We start from the raw sequence: 25,735 nt of genomic DNA on the forward strand, positions 1-25,735 counted from the left end.
CAATAAAAGCAATGGTTTTACTAGAAATCAACCGAGTAACTGCTCAACCGGAAAATCAATCAAATATAAAATCCGTTCGAGAGTAATTTCTGCCCAATCTGGGTGGCTATTGAGTTCATTAGCCAACTCATAAACCACTTTTTCCAAAATATAAGCATCCAGTAATACTTGCAGTTCCTCCGTAGATTTAGGTAGAAAATTTGCATCGCCTGCTGTCATCAAATAACTCTTGAGGAAAGCAACACTAACCCACCCATACCAAAACTTAGCCCATTGATTCATTGTGGGGAGAGTTTCAGCTCGAATTATGCCGTTTTCTATCTCTTTGCGGAGGGATAAAGTGGCAGCATAATTGAAAGATTGCACCATTCCTGCAACATCTCGCAAAGGCGAGCGCTTCATGCGCCGCTCGCTCAAAGGACGTGCCGGTTCTCCTTCAAAATCAATAATGATAAAATCTTTGCCCGTATAGAGCACTTGACCTAAATGGTAATCCCCGTGACAGCGAATACGCTGAGCTGTGATTTTAAGGTTCAAAATAGACCTAAATTTTCCGATCAACTGCTCTGGATGGCTGAGGATAACTTGCGCCATTTTTTGTCCATCTGGCGATAAATTTAAAAGCCCCTTTCTTAGCAGCAATAAAGTTCTACCAGTGAGATTTCTCATCTGCTGATAAATGGAACGCTGGTAAAAAGATGTGAAATTTTCTGCGGCAAAACTGGGATTCTCTAAATCCGAAGCTAAGGTTAAATGCAGTTCCGCCGTTCGCCGACCCAAAAGTTCGGCAGATGTCAAATAAGTACCGATAAGTTCGTGAGCCAATTCTGGCATTTCAACTGATAGATTAGATACCAGCGAGTTTGATGGCTGTTGCACTGGTAAGGGTAAAGCAGTGGGTAAATAACTTTCGCCATAACCTGATAAATTTTCGTGAGAATGCTTTGCACCTACGACCATTACTTGCTCGAAATAGTGACTTAAGCTATCCAATGTATAAGACCAAGCATCCCTAGCTTCGGGAATAAACTTGTGCAATATTCCAATTGTAATCGATTCGCTTCCTGGGCGGCGGTACTCTAAGGCTCCTGCAACTGGAATATATGGTTGGATGGGGTTTTTCTCAGTTAAGAATTGCCCAATTTCTAGGTCGGGATTGATACCTTCCTCAACTTTGCGGAACAATTTAAGGATTAAGCGATCGCCGTAAACTACTGAAGTATTGCTTTTTTCTCCCTTAATTAAACGGGGTTCAACGTGCGATAAGTCTTCTTCCGGGGTTAATTCCTTGGTAATCGTTGTTAGCAATTTACCAGCAGTACCCATGTATTGACGGGAATTGGCGATCGCGTCCAAGGGAAAGCTCAAAAAGTCTTTCTCTCCCCCAGCGTCAAATAGCACGCCAATTTCATCACTTTTGCCGATAAACTTGAGTTCTGCGATCGCCTGTGCAGAATGAAGACTTTGTGATGGCTGGTTTTGCTTATAATTTGTCACGTTGCCCTCAGCCAATATCTCCCCACCATCCCCAACACTACTAATTTTTTCGTAGCCTAGAGGTAGCACATAAGTTTCGGCCATTCCTTCCGTATAATCTACTTTTAAAAATACCAAATAATAGGTATTAATAAATTGTTTGTGAGCCGATATTGATGGTGAACCTGAACTTTCGCCAGCAAATACAGAGGAATTTATCGGAATAACTTCTGTAATTTGTACCGCTTGAATTGTCCGATCTTTGCCACCAAACCAACGAAAGCTACGTAAGTATTTAGGTAAAATAGTAGCAATCTGGGCTGTTGATTTGTTATTGGGATTAAAAATACTCTCCCAATTACCACTAACAGTCAAAGTCGGCAGTTTTATTTGCGGTAATTGCTGTGGATAAACATCCGGTTTAAGTGCGATCGTAAACCAATAAAACGAGTGAGGAGTGAGACTCAGAAAGTAAGGATAATCCCCAATAGTGGGAAATTCAGAGCGACCAAAAATCTCAATTGGCACCGAACCCTTGAAGGGCGACAGGTCTAATTCAACTGTTTGAACAAAGCGCGACAAATTCGCTACAACTAGGATATGTTCTCCATCGTAAATACGCATAAAAGCCAAGACTTTGCGGTTTTCTGGATACAGAAATTCAAAGGTTCCGCGACCAAATGCTTGGAAGTGCTGCCTAATTCCAATTAAGCGTTTCATCCACCACCACAGCGAATTTAGGTTAGATCGTTGCGCTTCTACATTAATGGCTTCATAGTGGTATTCTGGGTCAAGAATTGGCGGTGCGTATAACTTTTGAGGATTTGCCCGACTAAAGCCCGCATTGCGATCGCCACTCCATTGCATCGGAGTTCTTACCCCATTGCGATCGCCTAAATAAATATTATCCCCCATTCCAATTTCATCCCCGTAGTAAAGTACAGGAGTACCGGGAAGAGAAAGCAAAAGAGCATTCATTAACTCAATGCGGCGGCGGTTATTTCCCATTAAAGGAGCTAAACGACGGCGGATACCTAAATTAATCCTCGCTTGGGTATCTTGAGCATAAACTCGGTACATATAATCCCGGTCTTCATCGCTCACCATTTCTAAGGTTAATTCATCATGATTGCGGAGGAATAAAGCCCATTGACAGTTATCAGGGATGTGAGGAGTTTGCTGAATAATATCAATAATTGGGAAGCTATCTTCCATCTGCAACGACATGAATAAACGTGGCATTAGAGGAAAATGAAAGTTCATGTGACATTCATCTCCCTGAGCATAATATTGCACCGCATCTTCCGGCCACTGATTAGCCTCAGCAAGTAGCATTCGATTCGGGAATTTTTCGTCTACGTGCTTCCGTAATTGTTTTAGGAAAAAGTGCGTTTCTGAAAGGTTTTCACAATTAGTACCATCCCGCTCGTACAGATAAGGAACGGCATCCATCCGTAGCCCATCTACACCCATAGCTAACCAGAAATCGACAGTATCTAAAATTGCTTGGCGCACCGCTGGATTGTCATAATTTAAATCAGGTTGATGGGAGTAAAATCTATGCCAATAGTAAGATTTTGCCACCGCATCCCAAGCCCAGTTTGAATTCTCAAAATCTTGGAAAATAATCCGCGCATCTTGATATTTTTCGGGTGTATCGCTCCAAACGTAAAAATCTCGCTCCTTGCTGCCTTTCGGTGCTCTCCGCGCCTTTTGAAACCAGGGATGCTGGTCAGAAGTATGATTGACAATTAACTCAATAATTACCCTAATTCCCCGCTGGTGTGCGGCATCTAAAAGGTTTTGAAAATCTTCTAAATTACCGTAAATTGGGTTGACGCTAGTGTAGTCTGAAGTATCATAGCCATCGTCTCGCAAGGGGGAGGGAAAGAAAGGCAGCACCCAGATAGCTGTAACTCCCAAATCTTGCAAGTAATCTAGTTTTTCTGTCAGTCCCCGAAAGTCGCCAATGCCGTCAGCATTGCTATCAGCAAAGGCACGAACAGGCACTTCATAAATGATGGCATCTTTAAACCACAAAGGATCGTCATTTAAACTTGAGTGGAGCATTTTAAGTAATGGGTAATGGGTAATGGGTAATTGGCAACTGGTAATTACTGATTGCCGATCGTCCTAGATACTACAGATATTGGGTAAAGTTACACCCAACTTGAGTTAATTATACCTGTTAATAGCTAGCTGTCAAAAATTTAACGCTCAGCTTAGTTGAGATCAATTCTATACTAGAGTTGTTGTTCTCAGAATATCTAAAATGCTAAGTTTTATTATCTGTCTTAAGTAAGATAAACACCAAGTCATTTACCTAACTCACAAAAAAGTATTCACTGATACAGCCAAAATGAATGGCTTACTGTTACCTGTAGGTGTTGCCAAAAGAGTTGCCAAAAGATAGGACAAATATTAAAAGCAAAATCAAAAATCTGTCAGTCGCTATTTCAATAATCGAGTCCCTGTTTAATCCAGTTGAGGCAATCACCTTCAGATAAAAATATTTTGGGAGCAGCGATATTGTTTAACTTTCCTGGTGGATAATGGTCATAGAAATATTTACCAGCTTCTTGATAAACAATGATTAAATTGTCCCGATAAGTATACCGGCACTTAAAATAATCTTCCTGAGCGACAATATCTGAATTTTCATCAAGATGCTCTTTGGCAACTTTAATTATTTCCTCTACGCTACTCGAACAAATCCCAGCAGGATTTTCCAATTTGTGAAATTTCCCTTGATGGCTTAATTCAGAAAGTAAGGTATAAGAATAAATATCTTTCCTATCAACTATAGCCACAATAAAAGGCAAAATTAAATGCCCATTATAGGAAACAGACTTTTCGTAAATAAAACGATCTACCATAACTTAATCTCTCAGCTCAACCTGAATTTTGCTGATAATAAAGAGATGATTGATATAAAACTTGTTCTTGATGAGTAAGCAATGTACAATCAGATAGCGGGTAAGCTACACAAGTAACAGTATAACCTGCCTTTAATTCTGATGGTCGCAGAAATTTTTGCTCGCTTTGATCCACTTCGCCGCTTACCAGTTTAGCAATGCAAGCCGAACATTCCCCCTGTTTACATCCAGAAGGAAGGCGGAGACCACCTTCTTCTGCCATATCTAGAATATACTGGTCATCTGGTACTGCAATTGTACGATCTAGTGCGATCGCAGGATTTACTAACCGAACTTGATAAACTACCATTTTTGCTCCTAATAAGAAGAAGGAAGAAGGAAGAAGGAAGAAGGAAGAAGGAAGAAGGAAGAAGTAAAAAATAAAAAATACTTACTTATGTTGTAGCAAGCTTTTTATCTTATTTTACTTAAATTAGGTGGGTTTACTTATTAATATTCCTCTTGTTTAACTAAGATAAACTCTAGATTGCTAATGGCTGATTGTTAATACCTAACAACTAAATCCTGTAGATTTGGCATTACCATAGTATTTTAAAATTTGGTGAGACAGAACCTCTTAATTAGCAATTAGCAATTACCCATTACCCATTACCCATTACCCATTACCATCAAATCCTCCTCAAAGTAAATAGCTCGAATATCCTCCGGCAAATTTACCTCTAAACTTTGATACCCCTTTTGCAACAAAACTCTCACCTGAGCGGGAGAAATTGCTTCACCCTCCGCTTGCAAATAAGCCGCAATTCGCGTCTCGCTCCAGCGAAAAGTCTGAGCCATTAAAACCGTCAACCGCAGCAAGGGAGCTAATTGTTCTAATGCCTGTCCGACGTAACACCAAAGCGGCGGGGGAGCCGCTTGTAAAGAGTAATGAATCGATTCCACTGACGGTAAATCGGTTTGATTAATGCAGATAGCCGTTACATTAATCAGCCAGTTCTGAAGAGTAATATTATCCCCTCCCTCCTCTCGGTTCTCACGCCGCAAATCTAGGCCGCGCAATTCGTAGTAAATATGCCGCCAAGTCCGAGCAAATAGGTAATCAGCCTGCACTGGCGATCGCACTGAATGCCGAATCAGAGTGTAGACAATTTGAGCGTATCGACAAAAAATTGCCGTAAAAAATTTTCCCTGATCGGGATGATTTTGAAACAGAGTCAGCAACTCCTGGTCGCTGTTATGAAACAGCGATTTGACAATCGGATGGTTGGATTCAGGAAATTGAGGCGTTTGCACAATTTTTCCGCACTAGCTGAGCTAAAAAACGCTGATGCACTAGCATAATACATCATCCCTGAGAGTTCTGGCAAACCTCCCACTCAGAATTTTGTAGAGAGGTATTGTCTACCAAAAAAGCTAGAAACTTAAAACCCGCCGTAGCGGGTTTGAATGTGAATGTAGATGTATTAATCGGAATTCCAGGCTTGCGGGTCATTTTCTACCTGCACCGAGCGATTGCTACGGTTAAAGTAAATCCTGATCGTGTTCGTGCGGCCCCGCCCCAAATCCAGTTTGCCAGATTTCCAAGGCTTATACCCAGATTGGCTACCGAAGAAACTGACTCTGTAAGTTGTAGCTGGCAGATAAATTCTCTCCTTAGTATTATTGCCGCTTAATCTAATTTCTTTCCTATTGCCATCTCCTTCTATTTGAATCCTAACCTCATCATTACTGCGAGAAATAAACTCAACTGCTACCCTTTGATTATCATTGCGTCCCCGATCGTTGTCGCGTCCCCGATTATCCCCTGGCAAACCCGTATCTTTTACATTTGCTCCTCTTAAATCGGTTCCCTGGAAATTGATACCTCTGACCTCAGCTCGCTCTAAATCGGCATTCCTTAAGTTAGCATCACTCAAGTTGGCATTTCTCAAATTAGACCTACTCAAATCTGCATCCCTTAAATCAGCTCCTCGGAGGTCAGCATTGCTTAAGTCGGCATTTCTAAGAGCAGCGCCTCGCAGATTTGCACCTCTAAGGTTGGCATTTCTAAGGTCTGCTCCTTGTAGGTTCGCACCTCTAAGATTAGCATCTCTGAGGTCGCACCGAGAACACTGACCAGTTTCTTTTAGTTTCTCGACATCCCTGCGACTTGCGGACTGAACTGGCATCGCTAGGCTGAGTGCGATCGCCAGCGTTGCAAATCCTAAAATAGGTTTCATTTTCATCTTACTGGACTCGAAATTGATTAATATTTCAGACTATGAGACGTTCGATTGGATCGAAAAGATTCCTGCAAATCGACAAATACCATTAGGTAGAGATTAGCCTCTAAGGTATAGTTTAACTTAAGCGAGTAAGTTTTGACTTCTTATACCTGGATTATCCTCTCCGGCAAAGCCATTAGGACTCAACACTTAGGCATTTCTATCCTAAAACCAAGGAAAAAACTTTCTAGGGGGCATTTTTTCTTACCTCCTACTTTTCCAAACTTAATATATCAACAAATGACTAGCAAAACCCGGAAAAAAATTAATCTTTTACTGCTGTTATTTCCCGGCACATTTTGGCTGATAATTTTTTTCGTTGTACCGCTGCTGATTGTCTTACTTTACAGTTTCCTAGAACGTGGTACTTACGGCGGTGTCACCTGGACTTTTACCATCAGTAACTATCAGCGTTTATTAGGCGATATCAATAGTTATATTTACTTAGGAGTGCTTTGGCGATCGCTCTGGCTAGCATTGCTTACCACCGCAGCTTGCTTGCTAATTGGCTATCCCCTAGCATTTTTCATTGCCACGCGATCGCCCCGATGGAAAAATGCTTTACTATTGCTAGTTATTATTCCCTTTTGGACTAACTTTCTTGTACGGACTTACGCCTGGATAGTTCTCCTACAAAGTAAAGGAGTAATTAATGTAGCCCTACAAAGCCTGCAAATTATCAACGAACCATTACACTTGCTTTTCACTCCTTTTGCCGTCACAATTGGTTTAATTTATGGTTATCTGCCATTTATGGTCTTACCATTATATTCTACCATAGAACGTTTCAACTTTAGATTAGTAGAAGCCGCCCAAGATTTAGGAGCTAATGACCTTCGTACCTTATGGCGCATCATATTACCGTTAACAATGCGCGGGATTATCGCTGGTTCTATACTGGTATTTGTCCCAACAGTAGGTGCTTTTATCACACCCGATATTTTAGGCGGTGCTAAAACAATGATGGTAGGAAACTTGATTCAAAATCAATTCCTCAAAGCTCGTGACTGGCCCTTTGGTTCTGCACTTTCTATGTTACTAATGGTATTAATCTTAGTTCCTATGTTAATTTATTTCCATCTTTCAGAAGAGGAAAGCTAAATAGTAAAATTTTCAAATTTCACCCGCCATTCTTTCAACCACAAGACTTACACGCACGCATGGTACGGCCGCAATACGTATACTTTTATATAAGTATTGAACCACAAATTAGCCATTAGCCATTAGCCATTAGCCATTAGCCATTAGCCATTAGCCATTAGCCATTAGCCATTAGCCATTAGCCATTAGCCATTAGCCATTAGCCATTACCAATGAATCACAAAAGCCCCAAATTAGATTTATTAATTCGTTCACTTGGCAAACGTTTGCTCTGGGTACAAGCAGCATTAGGATTTACCTTTCTTTACCTACCAATTTTAATATTAATTATTTACTCCTTCAATACCTCCCGATCTAATGCCGTTTGGCACGGCTTTACCCTAAACTGGTATCGCAGCTTATTCGTAAGTGCGGGTGTAATCGTAGAGGGCTCAGCCCAAGGATCTGCTAACATTAGCGATGCAGGATTATGGGAAGCGCTAAATAATAGCTTGCTAATTGCCGCTATTTCTACTCTGCTAGCGACAATCTTTGGTACGATGATAGCACTGGCATTAGAGCGGTTTCGTTTCCCCGGCAGGAGAACATTAGAAGCCTTACTTTTTTTACCGATTATCATTCCTGAGATTACAATGGGTATTTCCTTGCTAGTTTTCTTTACCCTAGTATTTAGGCTAGTAGAAAATCTAATAGGAATTCGCATTACCCTCGGCTTGCCTACGGTAATTATCGGTCACATTGCCTTTAATATTTCCTTTGTTACTATTACTGTGAGGGCGCGTTTGGCAGAATTAGATCCGGCTTTAGAAGAAGCAGCCTTAGACTTAGGCGCGAATGAATGGCGGACTTTTTGGCGCGTCATCTTGCCTTTAATTTGGCCAGGAATTTTCAGCGCTGCTTTATTAGCTTTCACCATATCCTTAGATGATTTTGTAATAAGTTTTTTTACTAGCGGTGTGGGATCGACAACTCTGCCGTTGTTCGTTTATGGGATGATTAAGTTTACGGTGACACCAGCCATCAATGCAATCTCAACTTTGATGTTGCTAGCTTCCCTGTTACTTGTGGTATCATCGCTAACTATCCAGAAAAGTTAAAATACTTAAAATGGTACAGACTTATTCCCTCTTCCTTCAGACAAAAATTATGAAGCGTCTACTAACCTTCCTCCTGTTGTTTATAATCAGTGCAATCTTACCCTTCGGTTGTAGTAGTAACAATGCAAATACTCCCGGAATAAGTAGCGGCAGTGAAAAAGTGCTAAGCATTTATAACTATTCAACTTATGTCGCACCAGAGGTAATTGCACAATTTGAGAAAGAGAATAATGTCAAAATTAAATACGACACCTACGATAATAGTGATGCCCTTTATGCCAAACTAAAGCAAGGAAACCCCGGTTACGACTTAGTATTTCCAGCCGATTACATGGTGAAAATCATGGTGTCTGAGAATATGCTTGAGCCGCTTAATTTAGAGAAAATTCCTAATCAGAAAAACCTCGATCCTAAGTTTGTAAAGCAATCCTTCGATCCAGACAATAAATACTCATTTCCTTACCAGTGGGGGACTATGGGGATTGGCTATAATCTGAAAGCAACAAAGACTGAAATTAACAGTTGGGAGGCAATGTTTGATCCAAAATTTACTGGCAAAGTAGCATGGCAAGACGATGCACGATACACATTTTCTGGTGTATTGATGTATTTAGGATATAACCCAAATACAACAAATCCCGATGAGATTAACAAAGCCCGTGACTTACTGATCAAAAATAAAGCCATGATTGCCGCTTTTGTCCCAGATACAGGTCAAAACTTGCTTGCTCAAGGAGAAGTAAATTTGACAATGGAATGGAGCGGCGATATTTTCCAGGTGATGACAGAAAACCCAGATTTACGTTTTGCTATTCCTAAAGAAGGAACAATTGTTTTTACTGACAATATAGCTATTCCGAAGGATGCACCAAATAAGGAATTAGCTGAGAAATTTATCAACTTCGTTTTACAGCCAGAAATTGGTGCTAAAATCTCTAATTTTATCCATTTTGGTTCGCCCAATAAGGCGGCTATAGACCAGGGTTTAATAGATGAAAAAGACCGGAAAAATCCTCAAATTTATCCTCCAAATGAAATATTTTCTAAACTCAAATACATTGAAGATATCGGCAAGGCAACGGCATTATACGATCGAGCTTGGACGGAGGTTAAGGCTGCATTTGGCAAATAGGAAATGGTTGTTATTTAGTGGTTATTGGTTGTTAATTAGCAAACAAAAATAAACTTTTATGCGATAATCAACAGATAACCATAGGACTTACGCAAAACTATCCGTAACGCCGCCATCCTGGCGGTAAAGTCACCCCCAGGATCGCGACGTTAGGTAAATGATGCGTAAGTCCTGAAACATTAACCATTAACTATCAACAACTAACAACTAACAACTAACAACTAACAATGTACGCCGTTGAACTGGTTAATATTTCTAAGTGTTTTAAAGATTCCCGGAAAAAAGATTGCTTAGCTGTAGATAACATCAACTTGCAAATTACTGACGGGGAATTCTTTTCACTATTAGGGCCTTCTGGCTGTGGTAAAACTACTACTTTGCGAATGATTGCTGGCTTTGAAATCCCTACAACAGGCGAAATTTACATTCACGGGGAACCGATGAAAGATCGGCCTCCGTTTCACCGCCCAGTCAATACAGTTTTCCAAAATTATGCTTTATTTCCTCATTTAACTCTGGCTCAAAATGTAGCTTTTGGGCTAGAAATGGAGAATTTACCACGCCGAGAAATTCGGAATCGCGTTGCTGATACTTTGGCATTAGTGCAGTTAACTGATATGGAAAAGCGCTATCCACGTCAGTTATCAGGAGGACAGCAGCAGCGAGTAGCTTTAGCAAGAGCATTAGTAAAACAACCTTCTGTATTACTATTTGATGAACCGCTGGGAGCTCTGGATTTGAAGCTGCGGAAGGAAATGCAGACGGAATTGAAACGGATGCAGCAAAAGTTAGGAATTACTTTTATTTATGTGACTCACGATCAGGAAGAAGCTTTAACGATGTCTGATAGAATTGCAGTGATATATGAAGGTCAGATACAACAAGTTGGGACACCTATTGATATTTATGAGTATCCGAAAACTCGCTTTATTGCTGATTTTATTGGGGAGACTAATTTCTTAACTGGGCGAGTAATTCAAACCTTGGCTGGTAAAGTTATCGTGTTGGTTGATGAACAGTTATCAGTATTAGTTACGGAAACAAAAGATATGCCAGTTGGTAAGGTTGTAACCTTGGTTGTGCGGCCGGAAAAGGCGACTATTTATCCTTCAGATTATGGGGTAGAAAATGCTTGGTTAGGAACGGTAGAAGATGAGGTTTATATTGGTACTGATACGCGGTATTCTGTGCGGTTGACGGATCGGAGTTCTGTGGTGGTTCGCAGACAGAATTTGCACCGAGATGATTTGCGGCGGTATGCGGTAGGTGATAGGGTGCGGGTGGTGGTTTCGCCGGAGAGTATTTGTATTTTGGAATCGGATAAGTATTAGATTCTATCATGTTTTTAGTTTGAATTTTAAACAATTCAGAGGCTATCTAAATTATAAGTAGCTGGACAAAAATAAACAATGTCATTGCGAGCCCAGCGAAGCAATCTCAAGGCGCAAGCGAATTGCTTCGCTGGGCTCGCAATGACATGACTACGTTTATTTTTGTCCGACTACTTAACGCTGTAAAGTGGGCGCTATTGCGCCCACTCTGCATTTAACTGAACTGCTTACCCACATCAAGATTGAAAAGCGTTTGCAAAGTCTGCATCGCTTGGCGGCGCACCTCAATATCTTGCTGTGCTCGCAACTGCACCATCGGATCGTGTAAAATTTTATTCACAATCCCCCTGGTTAAAGCTTCAATCACTTCTTGATGTTTTTCTGCAAACTCAGAACCCAAACGAGACAAAGCCTTTTCTAACTCTTGTTCGCGAATTGATTCGATCTTATCCCGCAGACAGCTAATAGTTGGAACGGTTTCCAAACTCCGCCACCAGACATCAAAGGCTTCTACTTCCTCTTCCAACAATCCCTCAGCTTCCTGAGCCATCTTGCGGCGAGTTTCATGATTTTGAGCTACAACAGCTTTCAGGTCATCTACATTAAACGACCTCACATTACGCAAGTCATTAACATCAGCATCAACGTTGCGGGGAACGGAAATATCCACCAACATTAAATACTGATTCTGACCTAAAACTGCTTCTAATTTAGCTTTATTTAACAGCGGATCTGTTGCTGCTGTACTGGTAAAAACCAAATCCGATGCAGCAATAACTTGCATCATTTCCGACAGCGGATAAAGGTTTAACCGCGCTTCTTTAAACTGACTCGCTAATTCCTCAGCTCGTCGTACAGAACGGTTAATAATCGCAATTTCGCTAGCTCCTTTTGAGACCAAATGCTGCACCAAAAGCCGCGACATTTTGCCAGCACCGAGAATAGCGATCTTACTTGATGCTAAATTTTGACCTTTCATGTGAGCTAATTCTGCCGCCGCAGAACTAATAGAAACAGCGCCAGTACCGATGCTAGTTTCGGTGCGAACTCGCTTGCCTGCGGTGAGCGCCTGCTTGAACAAGCGTTCTAAAATTCGGCTAATTCCTTTATACTGCTGTGCGAGTTTATGGGTTTGTTTCACCTGAGCTAAAATTTGCCCTTCTCCGAGCACTAAGCTATCGAGTCCTGCTGCAACTCGCATCAGGTGCATGACGGCATCTTCGTGCAGCAACATGAATAGGTGAGGTCTTAAAGAAACGAGTGGCAATTTGCTTGACTCAGAAAGAAATTGAGTAACTTCTCTAATTCCCGGTTCTGTGTCGCTGGTGACAATATAAATCTCTAAGCGGTTACAAGTGCTGAGAATAGCAACTTCTTCAACGTGAGGATAACCGCAAAGTTGGGCGATCGCGCTTTCTATTTTTGTTTCTGGAATGCTCAGTTTTTCCCGAACTTCCACTGGCGCTGTTTTATGACTGAGACCTATGACTGCAATATTCATTTGCTAATGGTTAATTGCTAATGGTTAATTGCTAATTTGTTAATTTGCTGGTTAACAGTTAACTGTTAACTGTTAACAGTTAACAGTTAACTGTTAAGAATTACTTCAATTGCAGTGACTTCGGTTCATCAAACATATGGATTGTATCCACAAACCGAGCTGTTTTTGACTGAGAAGAAATTACCAAACTTTGGGTACGTGCGCCGCCTGCAAAGAAGCGTACACCTTCCATCAGTGTGCCGGGAGTAATGCCACAGGCTGCAAACAAGACTGTTTCGCCAGAGGCCAGTTCTTCTGCGTTGTAAACTTTGTCTGGGTCTGTGATACCCATTTCTTTCAGCCGCTTAAGATTTCCCTCTTTACTTTCACCGATCAAGCCAGTTTTTACAACGTCTGGATCGTAGATAAGTTGACCTTGGAAGTGACCACCCAAACAGCGCATCGCCGCTGCTGAGATTACGCCTTCAGGTGCAGCGCCAATTCCCATCAATGCGTGGATGTTTGTACCCGAAAATGCACAGGAAATCGCGGCGGAAACGTCACCATCGCTGATCAAGCGCACTCTTGCACCTGCTTCGCGAATTTCATTAATCAAGTCTTTGTGCCGGGGGCGATCCATTACTACCACCACCAAGTCGGAGATGGCGCGATTCATGCAATCTGAAATAATTTTCAGGTTTTCGGTGGCTGACTTGTTAATATCTACATGATTGCGGGCAACTGCTGGAGCTGCTAGCTTTTTCATGTAGAAATCTGGCGCTGCAAACAAACCACCTTTTTCGGAGATTGCTAGCACTGCCATTGACCCGTTTTGACCGTAGGCCACTAGGTTAGTGCCTTCGCAGGGGTCAACAGCGATGTCAATTTCCATCAGTTCATCGGGGTTACAAAAATCTTTGGCATTTTCCTGGGTACAAATGCCGACTTGTTCGCCGATATAAAGCATGGGAGCATCGTCGCGTTCGCCTTCACCGATGACGATGCGGCCGCGCATATGAATTTTGTTCATGCGATCGCGCATGGCTGTCACAGCTACCTGGTCGGCTTCATTCTTGTCGCCTTTACCCATCAAGCGAGATGACGCGATCGCAGCCAGCTCAACTACCTCAATAATCTCTAAACCGATTACATTATCCACGAAGTATATCCTCCCAATTAAGTCGTCCGTGCCTGTATTCTCTAGCACTCCCAGTGTTAAAGTCTATCAGAGGCGGGGATCTCGTTAACGTTGGGGTTTACTTCAGTTTGTGTTAAGTTTTGCTGCTGACTATGGATTAGCTGAGAAAACTGAGGAATCGAGACATAAGTGATATAATATACAGTCCGAGATCGGTGTGTTTCCAGCGGTACTGTCAGATTGGAGAGCCATGAGCAGCAGCGTTTTAGTCATTAGCGACGAGCAATTTGAAACCGAAGTTTTGAAAGCAGAGCAACCTGTTCTAGCATATTTTTGGGCTGCTTGGTGCGGCCCTTGTAAGTTGGTTGCACCTGCTGTGGAGTGGGTAGCGTCGGAGTATAGCGATCGCCTCAAGGTCGTTAAGATGGAAATAGACCCCAATCCCATTGCCGTTAAGCAGTATAAAGTTGAAGGAGTCCCCGCTCTAAGGCTGTTTAAAGACTCTGAGGTAATTGCCACCTTTGAGGGAGCTATTACTAAGCAAAAGTTAGCTAGTCTTCTTGAGGAACACTTGTAAGAGAAATTAAAAATTAAAAATTAAAAATTAAAAATGATATTTTGGGTCGGCGGTAGTGTCTACCAACATTTTTGATTTTTAATTTGTTTTTTTTAACCATAACAACCAACAACTAACAACTAACAACTAACAACTAACAACCAACAACCAACAACTAACAACCAACAACTAACAACTAACAAATTAATATTATGCAATTTGCTAAACGTTTAGACGCTATGAGAGCGAATGTATTTGCTGATATGGATCGGGCGAAGGCATTAGCTAGGGCGGCGGGACAGGAGACAATTGATTTGTCTCTGGGTTCTTCTGATTTGCCAACGGCGCAGAATGTCATAGATGCGATCGCAGAGTCTTTATCTGATAGCAGCACTCATGGCTATTTACTCTTTAACGGAACTAAAGCTTTTCGAGAAGCAGCGGCGAATTGGTACGCCCAGAAATTCGGTATTCAAGTTAACCCTGAAACTGAAGTTTTACCTTTAATTGGTTCTCAGGAAGGGACGGCTCATTTACCCTTAGCAGTGCTAAACCCCGGAGATTTTGCCTTGTTGCTCGATCCCGGTTATCCTTCTCATGCAGGCGGTGTTTACTTAGCTTCAGGTCAGATTTATCCAATGCCATTGTGGGCGGAGAATGGCTTTTTACCTGTATTTGAGGAGATTCCGGCTGCGGTACTCGCACAGTCGAGGATGATGGTGTTGAGCTATCCTCATAATCCTACAACTGCGATCGCACCTCTCTCTTTTTTCCAAAAAGCCGTTGCCTTTTGTCAGGAACACGATCTAGTTTTAGTTCACGATTTCCCTTATGTCGATTTAGTATTTTCAGAGGAGTTATCCCGTTGCGACACCGCCCCTTCCATTTTACAAGCTGACCCCGAAAAAAGCGTTTCTATTGAGTTTTTCACCCTTTCCAAATCCTACAACATGGGGGGGTTTCGAGTCGGATATGCGATTGGAAATGCTCAGTTAATAGAGGCGTTGCGAAAGGTGAAAGCTGCGATTGACTTCAACCAGTACCGAGGAATTTTGAACGGCGCGATCGCAGCATTAACGGGCCCCCAAGATCGTGTCACGACAACAGTTGAAACCTTCCGCCAGCGCCGGGATGCCTTTGTAGCAGCACTTCATAGTATAGGCTGGCAAGTACCTGAGCCTGTGGCTACTATGTATGTATGGGCTAAACTACCTGAGCCTTGGAATCAAGATTCTATCAAATTTTGTATGGAATTAGTACAAAAAACAGGAGTAGCAGTTTCACCAGGTGCAGGTTTTGGTAAGGCAGGAGAAGGCTATGTTAGATTTGCCCTAGTAGAGCCGCCAGCAGTTTTGGAGTTAGCCGCAGCTAAAATTGGCAAATTCCTAAGCGTTTACTCAGATTTCTAAATGGTGAGGCAATTTGATTTTACAGAGGTCAAATACTTTGGAAAAATTAGCTACCATAGAAAAGCCGATCGCTTCTGGGAATAAAGCAGCCATAGAAACCACACCCCACAATCCTCAAGCCTGTTACGACCAGGGCAATGCTCTGGTAGAATTAGGACGCTTCCAAGATGCGATCGCGTCTTGGACTCAAGCTGTCGAACTCGATCCTGACTTTTATGAAGCATGGTACAATCGCGGCGTAGCCCAGAGAAAACTGGGACGCAATCAAGAGGCGATCGCGGACTATGATAAAAGTCTGGAAATTAAACCAGAGAATCCTGAAGCTTGGTACAATCGAGCTAATGCTCTGAGAAGTTTAGAGCGATTTGAAGAAGCGATCGCTGACTACGACAAAGCTTTACAGTTAAGACCAGACTACTACGAGGCTTGGTCAAATCGCGGCAATACTTTCGTCAACCTAGAACGGAATGAAGAGGCGATCGCAGACTATGACAAAGCTTTAGCAATTAGACTAGATTACTACGAAGCCTGGTATAACCGAGGCATGGCATTGAAAAGTTTAGGAAAATTCGCAGAAGCGATCGCCTCCTACGACCAAAGCTTAGAAATCAGACCTAACTTACATCAAGCATGGTATAATCGCGGTTTAGCACTGGCCAACTTAGAGAAATTTGCAGAAGCGATCGCCTCCTACGACAAAACTTTAGAACTCAAACCCAACGCCTGGGAAGTTTGGAACAAAAGAGGAACAGCTTTAATCCAGTCAGGAGAATTACAAGAAGCGATCGCATCCTGGGATCGAGCCGTTGAACTCAAACCAGACTATCACGAAGCCTGGTACAATCGCGGTTTAGCACTAGCCAACTTAGAGAAATTTGCAGAAGCGATCGCCTCTTGGGACAAAAGCCTAGAATTCCACCCACAGAACCGCGAAGCTTGGTACAATCGGGCAATAGCCCTCAGCAAATTGGAGCGAATAGAAGAAGCGATCGCTTCCTACAACAAAGTTCTAGAAATCAAACCCGACGATGCCGCCGCACTTTATCACAAAGCAGGCTTGTACTGCCAACAAAACAACATAGACAGCGCGATCGAAAACCTCCAATACGCGATCGCACTCAATCCCAAAAAATATCGCAAATTGTGCAAAACTGACTCAAAGTTTCATAAACTACAGAAAGATGTGCGATTTGTCGATTTAACTCAAAATAAAGCTAATTGAAATAGAAGAATGCCACAAATACAATGGCATTACTGAGCACCCGTACCCCCAAATCATGCACGCACTCGACCAAACCGAAGCAAAATTCGCTCTCCTCAAAACGCGCCTGAGCGAAATTAGTGACATCGAATCAGCCGCAGCCGTGCTGCACTGGGATCAGGCAACATATATGCCAGTGGGAGGAGCCAATGCTAGAGGCCGCCAACTGGCAACCCTCAAACAAATTAGCCACGAAAAATTCATCGATCCCGCCATCGGACAACTGCTAGAAGATTTGCGACCCTGCGAAGCCAGCCTACCCTACGACTCTACCGCAGCCAGTCTGATCCGCATAGCCCGCAAAGATTACGATCGCGCCGCACGAGTCCCCTCAGAATTCATGGCCAAATTCTCCCGCCACCAAGCCGCCTGCTACGAAGCTTGGGCCAAAGCTAAGGCAGAGAACAACTTCGCCGCCGTAGAGCCCTATTTGGAAAAAACTTTAGAATTAAGTCAAGAATATAGCGACTTTTTCCCCGACAACGAACATATCGCTGACCCGCTAATCGACTTAAGCGACTGCGGAATGACAGTTGCCAAACTCCGACCATTGTTTGCCGAATTACGTCAGGAATTAGTACCAATTGTAGACGCGATCGCCTCCCAACCGCCTACAGACGACTCCTGTTTACACCAAGATTTTCCCGAAAGTCAACAGTTAGAATTCTGTCGCACAATCATAGAACGCATTGGTTTTGATTTTAAACGAGGACGGCAAGATAAAAGTCTGCACCCATTTATGACCAACTTTTCCATAGACGACGTGCGAATTACTGCCCGCATCTATGAAAACAACATCGCTCAAGCACTTTTTAGCACTATCCATGAAATGGGACACGCCCTTTATGAATTGGGCAATTCTCCTGAATTTGAAAGCACACCTCTGGCCGGCGGTATTTCTTCCGGTGTCCACGAAAGTCAGTCCCGATTATGGGAAAATTTAGTAGGTCACAGTCGCGGTTTTTGGGAGTGCTTCTATCCACAGTTGCAAGGCGTATTCTTAAGACAATTAGGCCAGGTTTCTATCAATACATTTTATCGAGCGATTAATAAGGTAGAGCGATCGCTGATCCGCACTGATGCTGACGAAGTAACCTACAACCTCCACGTCATGATCCGCTTTGACTTGGAATTAGCACTGCTAGAAGGAAAAATAGCAGTTCGCGATCTCCCCGAAGCCTGGAATGAACGTTACAGAAGTGACCTTGGTTTAGTACCCACCAGCGATAGCATTGGAGTCATGCAGGATGTCCACTGGTATGTAGCGACGATTGGAGGAATGTTCCAAGGTTATGCCCTTGGTAATTTGATCGGTGCTCAATTTTACGAAGCCGCCGTTAAATTCGATCCAGAAATTCCCGTTGAAATTGAGCAAGGAAACTTTAGTTTACTACACAACTGGCTGAAAGAAAACATCTATCAGCACGGCCGCAAATACACCGCCGCTGAACTGATGGAGCGCGTTACAGGTTCACCCTTAACGATCGAACCCTTTATACGTTACATTCGGCAAAAATATGGGGATTTTTATTCCCTTTGAGGAATTATAGCAACCGCTTTCAGCGGTTAGGGGCTAGGGGCTAGGGGCTAGGGGCTAGGGAAAGAAGGGAAAGAAGGGAAAGAAGGGAAAGTGCTTAAGTTCTGCTCTTGATCTTTTCCAAGAGTGGTGTATATAATAAAAAAAGCTATACAGCTTAGCTTAAAAAGGACAAACTTATGAGACTAAAAAGTTGGGAGTCTCCCCGTAATGAGGGCAGGAACTCCAAAGGTAGAGGCGGATCGGCGAGAGCTCGACAGCTCAAAAAGCAAAATCAAACTCTGCGAAAACAGCTAAAAGCACAAAACAATCAAAACAATCAAGGGAAGAGAACCGATGTTCTCTTCCTTTATTTTTTATCGTTCCAGTTGAATATTCGGGCAAATAGTGCGGCTAACACGCTCAGCAGGGGGTCGGTCTTGCCAGTTATGGAGGATTCCTTGTAACTCCGCTTTCAAAGCTTCTAGGGCCTCAATCTGTTGAGTAATGGCCTCTACCTTGGTTTCTAAATGCCGCTTCACTTCCCCACAGGGTAGCTGACCTCGATCGCGAATGTCTAAAATATCTTTAATTTCGCTCAGACTTAAGCCTAGAGATTGCGATCGCTTGATGAAAGTCAGTCGATTCAGTACCCCTTCCCCAAACAGGCGATAACGTGATTCCGAACGCTCGACTGTAGGCGCTAACAGACCAATCTCTTCATAATAGCGAATAGTTTTTACAGATATGCCGCTAATCGCCGCGACTTCGCCAATTTTGTGCAATTTTTCCGCAACAGATGTACCCATAATTTTAGTTGGTAATAAGGGGACTTAAACAAATTTTAAACCCAAATTTTCTACTCTTATAGGACTTACGCAAAGCTATCCGTAACGCCGCCTTCTAGGCGGTATTCTTACCGCCTAGAAGGCGGCGTTACTTAATCGTGCGTAAGTTCTGTCTTGGTGATTGTGGTTGGGGTGGTGGGGGGATAGTGCCATGCTTCATAGAAAGTCGGGTAAGGGAGACTTTGGGCGCAGTGCCAGAGGACTTTGTAGCAATTATTTAATCTATCAAAATCATTGTTGTAAGTCTCATCTGATAAGTAGTCTTTTAGAGCAGTTACCACTCCTGCTATCTGCTGAGGTAATGTTAAGATTTTCCCTAAGCTTTCTGCCGCTTGCCTCCGGGTCAATTCATACTGAGAAGTGCCGATTAATTCGACTAAACTGGCGATCGCAACTGGGTTGTCTTTGCCGATTTTCCCTAAGCTTTCTGTCGCTGCCACTTCCAGCAGGGTAAATTCATACTGAGAAGTGCGGATTATTTCGACTAAAGCGGCGATCGCAACTGTGTTGTCTTTGCCGATTTTTCCTAAGCTTTCTGCCGCTTGCATCAGGATATATTCATTCTGAGAAGTACGGATTATTTCGACTAAAGCGGCGATCGCAACTGCGTTGTCTTTATCGATTTCCCCTAAGCTATTTGCCGCTTGCATCAGGATATATTCATTCTGAGAAGTACGGATTATTTCGACTAAAGTGGCGATCGCTCTTGGCTTTTCCTTCTCTTTCATAACTTCCCTTGCTCCCTCTACAATTGGATCTAGAAGTTTCCACCACTCTAGTTTCTCATAATTAAAATATACAGAACTCCACATAACAATTTGATCGACTATTGCATTACTTAGGGAACAATCCTTAAACTCTGCCATCAATACAGCAGCTAGAAAATAGGCTCGATACTTATAAACACCTTTTACTTTTCCTGCTTTCCACTCACCACAGTCATCCTCAAACTCTACCAATGCCTTAATAAATCCTTCCTTCTGAGGCTTTAGCTTTTCATCCTCCCGCCCCACCCACAACAACATCACCTCTTTCCACCGCTGCTCAAAAATTTGAAGCGGCTGACTGAATCTCCTGTACGGCTTTACTGTAATCCAAAGGTTGAGCCGGAGCAAGTTCAATAGCGGCTACAGTCTCCGGCGACTGTTCTTGGAGAGATGACAGAAACTTGTTACTTTTATCAAATACCACTTCACCAAGCTTTTCTCCTGTTTTTTCAACAGCCTTTGTAGCCAACGTAGTACCAAGAGCGATAATTGCAGCAAGCAGGAGTTCCATATTAACCTCTTTAAAATTACGAAAAGTTACTTATACTGATTGTGATTATAGTTTAAGTGTTAAACAATTGACTAGCTAAGGACTTACGAAACTGGGACATAGAGTATGGACAGTAGAATAAGACATGGGGCGGAAATGGATGGGAAAATTTCCCAAATAATCTCCGCTTAATTAGCCAGCCATTTATCTACTTCAATCTCAGACAACGCTGGTTGAAGATATTTCCTATTTTCCTCTGCTTAGAGTGACAGAAGAGCGTTAACTACTGCATATAATAATAATATGTAGTTGCGCTTTAGTGAAGATAGCGCAACTACATATTTAAGAGTCAATTATTTAATTGTCTTCATTCCTTAGAAATGAACCCGCCATTTCTAGGCGTGAGACGCGGTAGCAGTTTTAGCTTTTGGTTGCTGGTCATCCGACGAGATGGATTCTCCTTCTATAAAAGAGCGTAGCATCCAGGCCATTTGTTCGTGTTGCTCCATCAAACCAGTTAAGAAATCAGCGGTTCCTTGATCCTTAAATTCTTCTGAGCAACTATCAATATGCTTGCGAAGATTGCGGATAACTAACTCGTGATCTTCCACTAAACGCGCCACCATTTCTGTCGCTAAAGGCAAATCGCCGATGTGTTCTTTAATGGAGGCATATTTCAGAAATCCCTCAGCAGTACCAATTGGATATCCACCTAAAGCTCTCACTCGTTCTGCTAGTGCGTCAATATTGATAGTTAATGCTTGGTAGTGTTCTTCCCACAATTGATGTAGCGAACGAAACTGAGGGCCGACAACATCCCAGTGATACTTTTTGGTCTTGATTAAGAGTAGATAAGCATCTGAAAGATCGTGATTCAATAATTCGATCGCGCCAGCACGCTGATCTTCAGATAGACCGATGTTTAACTTACGCATAGAAACGGCTCCTTACATTCATTATTCTCACTTCATTGGAACAAATTTTATCTATGGATTACATCAACCAAGAGGATGATAGAATTTAGATAAATATGGAACAATTCAGGGTAAAATATTCTAATTAGATATCTTTAGATAGATGCAAATGATGCGATATTTTGGGCCGTGCGATCGAGAGAGGTAAGCAGTGAAAATTTTTGTTCCAGGCCGCCTTTGTCTGTTTGGCGAACACAGCGATTGGGCTGGAGGCTAACGCCACGTAAATCCTGCTTTAGAAAAAGGCTACACGCTATTATGGTTAGTAGCTATGTTTAAAAGTAGCAATTCGCGCGCCTCTTGCTTGACTCTACCTTCGATTACTTCTACTTGTAAAGTAATAAAAGCCTCGAAGTCTTCTAATCCGTACTTTGTCATCTGCAAAAGCTGACGCAAATTTTCCTCAGCTTCCAGGGTCAAATAGCCTGTGGCTATGGCGTGTTGAACAATTGTACTAATTAAATTCACAGTAGTTGCCCCTTGAAATTACACATTCGTTAGGCAAGACTAAGCCTCCTTAAACTTTGTTTCACAATTCTGGGGGAATCTAGGTAGTTTCTATCTTAAGAAATAGATGTAATGGCTCAGACTCGTACTAAAGTTAGATATAGCAATTGGTAATTGGTAATTGGTAAGTGGTAATTGGTAAACGTAAGGTGGGCGATCGCCGTCCAAGCCTGTAACTCATAGCTAGAGATGGTTAAGGCAAGCGCCCACCTACATATAGCTAATTGCCTCTACCATTGATTCTATCCCCTTCTTCCTGAGCATCGGAGCATCGTAGTCCCTCTTTTCCCTTCTTCCCTAGCCCTGAGCATCGGAGCATCGTAGCCCCTAGTTATAGTTGCTAGTAAAATTATGACACGGGAACAAATAATACAGATTCTAGACGCTCTAAAGTGCCTTGCAAATCATCATTAATTACTTGGAAATCAAACTCGCCAGCCGCATCTATTTCTTCTTTAGCACGTTGGAGACGACGGGCGATCGCATCCTCTGAATCTTGACCTCGACTCCGCAACCGCCTCTCTAACTCATCCCAGGAAGGCGGTAAAATAAAAATCCTTACTGCTTCTGGGAATGTGTCTCTAATTTGTCTGGCCCCTTCTAACTCAATTTCGAGGACTACTAATTTTCCCTCTTGAATCCCCTGTTTTACAGACTCGATCGGTGTTCCATAAAAATTGCCTGCAAATTCAGCCCACTCTAATAATTCGCCAGCCTCTACCATTTGTACAAACTTGGTGCGACTGACAAAATAGTAGTGTTTCCCCTCAATTTCCCCTTCGCGGGGAGAGCGAGTCGTTACCGATACTGATAAATATAGTTGAGAGTGGCGTTGGAGGAGCGATCGCACTAAAGTCCCCTTTCCCACCCCACTAGGCCCTGTCAACACAATCAATCTACCATTCGTCATTGCTTAATCATCCTTGCCTTGACCATCTTTGTGGAGTACGAATCTGTGAGCAACTGTTTCCGGCTGAATTGCGGATAAAATTACATGACTGGAATCTGTAATAATTACCGCTCTAGTGCGCCGACCGTAAGTAGCATCAATGAGTTGTCCCCGTTCCCGTGCATCACTAATGATACGCTTGATTGGCGCAGACTCAGGACTGACAATTGCAATCACTCGGTTCGCAGACACAATATTGCCAAAACCGATATTAATTAGCTGAATTTCCATGCAGAACTAAAGGGACTCGTGTATGTGAGGCTATCATTGTTAATTTCAATGATATCTACAAAAAATTTGAGTTACAAGCCTCAAACTAATAAAAACTGACTTTTTTAGTTTTTATCGGCATTTTCTAGCATTTTTTAGCATAATTTCTGAATTTTTAATTGCAAAAATTTTAATTTTTAATTTTTAATTTTTAATTCTGCAAGTGCTTTCTGGCTTTTTTGCTCGAAATAGTCTTAAAATATAATTTGTGCTTGCCAGTAGGGAACTGCAACACCTGTAATTTAACGACTAAAAAGGGTGCTGCTCGTGCAACCAGTTGACTTTACCACTTTAATGGCTGCTTGTTGCGAACTGCGCTCAGACTGGCTGCCGGCGCGTCTGGAACAAGTATATCAGCGCGATCGCCACACTGTCGCCTTAGCCCTGCGAACGATCGATCGGCGCGGCTGGCTGGACATTTCCTGGCATCCCCAAGGTGCCCGCCTCTGCATTGGTTCACCACCGCCTCGCACGCCCGATACTTTCACCTTTAGCCAACAACTACGGCATCAACTAGGAAGTTTAGCACTGGTGGCGATCGCACAAGTCGCCCCTTGGGAAAGAGTCATCGACCTACAATTTGCCCGCAGACCCGGAGAACCCGCCCTCTGGCATCTCTACGTCGAGATCATGTCTAAATATAGCAACGTTATCCTCACTACTCAAGACAACCTGATCGTCACCTGCGCCCACCAAGTCAGCGCCCAACAGTCCAGCGTCCGCCCCATCCAAACAGGTCAACCTTACGAACTTCCGCCATCACTTACCGATGCTGTACCAAATTTAAGCGAACCTATAGAGCGATGGCAACAACGCATCAGCCTAGTTCCCGGACAATTGCGGCGGAACTTACTTAAAAATTATCGCGGCTTAAGTTCAGCATTGGTCATGTCTGCGATCGCAGCCGCCGGTTTAGACCCCGATCGATCTACCTTAAATCTCAGTCCTGAAGATTGGAAACAATTATACAATTGTTGGCAACAATGGCTCCAAGCCTTAGAAAAATCCAACTTTCAACCCAGTTTTACGCCCCAAGGCTACACTGTCATCGACTGGAATAGTAGGCAATTTCTGAATGGGAAATCGGCTGTTGAATCCATACAAAAATTACTCAATACCTACTACACAGCCGAGTTAAATCAACAAGTATTCGCGCAACTGAGCCATCAATTAAAACAGAAACTTAGCAGCCTTCTAGCCAAATTACGCCTCAAAGCTAATACCTTTAAAGAACGTTTACAACAATCTGCTAGTGCTGATTCCTACAAATTGCAAGCAGATTTGTTGATGGCAAATTTACATCAATGGCAACCAGGAATGAAAACTATTTCTCTCCCTGATTTTGAAACCGGGGAACCAGCCACCATTCCCCTTGACCCCGAAAAAAACGCCGTCCAAAACGCCCAATCCCTTTATAAACGCCACCAAAAGCTTAAACGGGCTCGTATAGCAGTAGAACCCCTGTTAGCAGTTGTACAGGAAGAAATAGATTACTTAGAACAAGTAGAAGCCGCTCTTTCCCATTTAGAAAGCTACCATAACTCAGAAGATTTGCAGACTCTAGAAGAAATTCGCGACGAGTTAATTCAGCAGAAATATCTCGAAGATCCCGGTAATCGCCTGCGGTTAGGACAAGAAGCCCGCGCCGCTAAGGAACAAGGGCCCGATTTTTATCGCTATAAAACGCCCAGTGGCTTTGAACTATTAATTGGTCGGAATAATCGCCAGAATGACTTATTAACTTTTCGCATAGCAGGAGATTATGACCTGTGGTTTCATACCCAAGAGATTCCGGGGAGTCACGGATTGCTACGCCTAGAACCGGGTACTGTGGCTGAGGAAGCAGATTTGCAATTTGCAGCTAATTTGGCAGCTTACTACAGTCGCGCACGTCAGAGCGAACAAGTGCCTGTGGTTTATACTGAGCCGAAGTATGTTTATAAGCCCAAGGGTGCGAAACCTGGAATGGTAGTGTATAAGCAAGAGCGAATTATTTGGGGTCGTCCGCAACAAGCCTTTGTTAAGGCTGTAGTTAGGGTTTGATGGCTTTGTCTCGCGATCAAGCGAACACAAGCTTAACATTTTGTTATATATCTGCACTTTTTTTGTTAAAGTATTACTTGAGAGGGAAGACAAAAGTCTTCATAACCCCCTGCAAGCTTGGGAAGGCGCAGTTTGGGTTTCCTCCTTCTGAGAACACAACGGAATTAAATATTTTTGCAGACCAGCTTTTATTTAAGCTGGTTGTTCTGTTTGAGGAATATGTAACGCCGCCCTCTGGGCGGTGACATAC

The 25,735-nt window shown here is 42.8% G+C and carries 24 protein-coding genes; 10 read left to right on the forward strand and 14 right to left on the reverse strand.

Features of this window, described 5'->3' with window-relative positions; all coding sequences use genetic code 11:
• Positions 1-27: 27 nt before the first annotated feature.
• From treS to PY364_RS25690, 5 genes are all read right to left on the reverse strand, one after another.
• The gene (treS, locus tag PY364_RS25670; protein ID WP_275570543.1) at positions 28-3,546 is read right to left on the reverse strand and encodes a maltose alpha-D-glucosyltransferase; all 3,519 of its coding nucleotides are present in this window, start codon (positions 3,544-3,546) and stop codon (positions 28-30) included.
• A gap of 386 nt (positions 3,547-3,932) precedes the next feature.
• Entirely contained in the window at positions 3,933-4,352 is a 420-nt protein-coding gene (locus PY364_RS25675; RefSeq protein WP_275570544.1) for a hypothetical protein, read from the reverse strand.
• 16 nt (positions 4,353-4,368) lie between these two features.
• Positions 4,369-4,701, reverse strand: coding sequence for a 2Fe-2S iron-sulfur cluster-binding protein (locus tag PY364_RS25680; protein ID WP_275570545.1), 333 nt, complete (start codon positions 4,699-4,701; stop codon positions 4,369-4,371).
• A 299-nt stretch (positions 4,702-5,000) separates the two neighbouring features.
• A complete protein-coding gene (locus PY364_RS25685) occupies positions 5,001-5,645 on the reverse strand; it encodes a sigma-70 family RNA polymerase sigma factor (RefSeq protein ID WP_275570546.1) in 645 nt (214 codons plus the stop codon).
• Between the two features lie 170 nt (positions 5,646-5,815).
• Complete coding sequence (locus PY364_RS25690; protein ID WP_275570547.1) at positions 5,816-6,577, reverse strand: pentapeptide repeat-containing protein; 762 nt, start codon at positions 6,575-6,577, stop codon at positions 5,816-5,818.
• A 279-nt stretch (positions 6,578-6,856) separates the two neighbouring features.
• On the opposite strand from PY364_RS25690, the gene PY364_RS25695 reads away from it, so the two are divergent.
• The 4 genes from PY364_RS25695 (at position 6,857) to PY364_RS25710 (ending at position 11,277) form a co-directional block, all read left to right on the forward strand.
• Positions 6,857-7,717, forward strand: a complete 861-nt coding sequence (locus PY364_RS25695; protein WP_275570548.1) for an ABC transporter permease — start codon at positions 6,857-6,859, stop codon at positions 7,715-7,717.
• 212 nt (positions 7,718-7,929) lie between these two features.
• Entirely contained in the window at positions 7,930-8,814 is an 885-nt protein-coding gene (locus PY364_RS25700; protein ID WP_275570549.1) for an ABC transporter permease, read from the forward strand.
• A 49-nt stretch (positions 8,815-8,863) separates the two neighbouring features.
• Positions 8,864-9,946: a spermidine/putrescine ABC transporter substrate-binding protein gene (locus tag PY364_RS25705; protein WP_275570550.1), complete on the forward strand. Its 1,083-nt coding sequence runs from the start codon at positions 8,864-8,866 to the stop codon at positions 9,944-9,946.
• Between the two features lie 227 nt (positions 9,947-10,173).
• On the forward strand, positions 10,174-11,277 hold the full coding sequence (locus PY364_RS25710; protein ID WP_275570551.1) for an ABC transporter ATP-binding protein: 1,104 nt from the start codon (positions 10,174-10,176) through the stop codon (positions 11,275-11,277).
• A 214-nt stretch (positions 11,278-11,491) separates the two neighbouring features.
• On the opposite strand, the gene PY364_RS25715 is transcribed toward PY364_RS25710, so the two are convergent.
• Both PY364_RS25715 and glpX read right to left on the reverse strand, forming a co-directional pair.
• The gene (locus PY364_RS25715) at positions 11,492-12,778 is read right to left on the reverse strand and encodes a glutamyl-tRNA reductase (RefSeq protein WP_275570552.1); all 1,287 of its coding nucleotides are present in this window, start codon (positions 12,776-12,778) and stop codon (positions 11,492-11,494) included.
• Positions 12,779-12,878: 100 nt separating this feature from the next.
• Positions 12,879-13,916, reverse strand: a complete 1,038-nt coding sequence (gene glpX, locus PY364_RS25720) for a class II fructose-bisphosphatase (RefSeq protein WP_275570553.1) — start codon at positions 13,914-13,916, stop codon at positions 12,879-12,881.
• 229 nt (positions 13,917-14,145) lie between these two features.
• On the opposite strand from glpX, the gene PY364_RS25725 reads away from it, so the two are divergent.
• The 4 genes from PY364_RS25725 (at position 14,146) to PY364_RS25740 (ending at position 18,661) form a co-directional block, all read left to right on the forward strand.
• Positions 14,146-14,472 carry a thioredoxin family protein gene (locus tag PY364_RS25725; protein WP_275570554.1) on the forward strand — a complete coding sequence of 109 codons (327 nt, stop codon included), beginning with the start codon at positions 14,146-14,148 and terminating at the stop codon, positions 14,470-14,472.
• A gap of 191 nt (positions 14,473-14,663) precedes the next feature.
• The gene (locus PY364_RS25730) at positions 14,664-15,860 is read left to right on the forward strand and encodes an LL-diaminopimelate aminotransferase (RefSeq protein WP_275570555.1); all 1,197 of its coding nucleotides are present in this window, start codon (positions 14,664-14,666) and stop codon (positions 15,858-15,860) included.
• 37 nt (positions 15,861-15,897) lie between these two features.
• The gene (locus PY364_RS25735) at positions 15,898-17,082 is read left to right on the forward strand and encodes a tetratricopeptide repeat protein (RefSeq protein WP_275570556.1); all 1,185 of its coding nucleotides are present in this window, start codon (positions 15,898-15,900) and stop codon (positions 17,080-17,082) included.
• Between the two features lie 55 nt (positions 17,083-17,137).
• Positions 17,138-18,661, forward strand: coding sequence for a carboxypeptidase M32 (locus PY364_RS25740; protein WP_275570557.1), 1,524 nt, complete (start codon positions 17,138-17,140; stop codon positions 18,659-18,661).
• A 353-nt stretch (positions 18,662-19,014) separates the two neighbouring features.
• On the opposite strand, the gene PY364_RS25750 is transcribed toward PY364_RS25740, so the two are convergent.
• From PY364_RS25750 to PY364_RS25765, 4 genes are all read right to left on the reverse strand, one after another.
• Positions 19,015-19,446, reverse strand: coding sequence for a heavy metal-responsive transcriptional regulator (locus PY364_RS25750; protein WP_275570559.1), 432 nt, complete (start codon positions 19,444-19,446; stop codon positions 19,015-19,017).
• Between the two features lie 131 nt (positions 19,447-19,577).
• Positions 19,578-20,510 (reverse strand): HEAT repeat domain-containing protein, encoded by a 933-nt coding sequence (locus tag PY364_RS25755; protein WP_275570560.1) that lies wholly within the window; start codon positions 20,508-20,510, stop codon positions 19,578-19,580.
• 19 nt (positions 20,511-20,529) lie between these two features.
• Positions 20,530-20,763 carry a hypothetical protein gene (locus tag PY364_RS25760; RefSeq protein ID WP_275570561.1) on the reverse strand — a complete coding sequence of 78 codons (234 nt, stop codon included), beginning with the start codon at positions 20,761-20,763 and terminating at the stop codon, positions 20,530-20,532.
• A gap of 374 nt (positions 20,764-21,137) precedes the next feature.
• Positions 21,138-21,677, reverse strand: a complete 540-nt coding sequence (locus tag PY364_RS25765; protein WP_275570562.1) for a Dps family protein — start codon at positions 21,675-21,677, stop codon at positions 21,138-21,140.
• Positions 21,678-21,867: 190 nt separating this feature from the next.
• Between PY364_RS25765 and PY364_RS25770 the strand changes: the two genes are divergently transcribed.
• On the forward strand, positions 21,868-21,933 hold the full coding sequence (locus PY364_RS25770; RefSeq protein ID WP_275570567.1) for a galactokinase family protein: 66 nt from the start codon (positions 21,868-21,870) through the stop codon (positions 21,931-21,933).
• A gap of 29 nt (positions 21,934-21,962) precedes the next feature.
• Here PY364_RS25770 and PY364_RS25775 read toward each other — a convergent pair whose 3' ends face one another.
• From PY364_RS25775 to PY364_RS25785, 3 genes are all read right to left on the reverse strand, one after another.
• Positions 21,963-22,184 carry a hypothetical protein gene (locus tag PY364_RS25775; protein WP_275570563.1) on the reverse strand — a complete coding sequence of 74 codons (222 nt, stop codon included), beginning with the start codon at positions 22,182-22,184 and terminating at the stop codon, positions 21,963-21,965.
• Positions 22,185-22,572: 388 nt separating this feature from the next.
• Positions 22,573-23,133 (reverse strand): guanylate kinase, encoded by a 561-nt coding sequence (gene gmk / locus PY364_RS25780; RefSeq protein WP_275570564.1) that lies wholly within the window; start codon positions 23,131-23,133, stop codon positions 22,573-22,575.
• Positions 23,134-23,136: 3 nt separating this feature from the next.
• On the reverse strand, positions 23,137-23,403 hold the full coding sequence (locus tag PY364_RS25785) for a DUF370 domain-containing protein (RefSeq protein WP_275570565.1): 267 nt from the start codon (positions 23,401-23,403) through the stop codon (positions 23,137-23,139).
• Positions 23,404-23,709: 306 nt separating this feature from the next.
• Here PY364_RS25785 and PY364_RS25790 point away from each other — a divergent pair, with 306 nt between their 5' ends.
• Positions 23,710-25,485: an NFACT RNA binding domain-containing protein gene (locus PY364_RS25790; protein WP_275570566.1), complete on the forward strand. Its 1,776-nt coding sequence runs from the start codon at positions 23,710-23,712 to the stop codon at positions 25,483-25,485.
• Positions 25,486-25,735: the final 250 nt, after the last annotated feature.

Origin of the sequence: Kamptonema sp. UHCC 0994, assembly GCF_029167235.1 — a bacterium.
Classification (GTDB): domain Bacteria; phylum Cyanobacteriota; class Cyanobacteriia; order Cyanobacteriales; family Microcoleaceae; genus Kamptonema.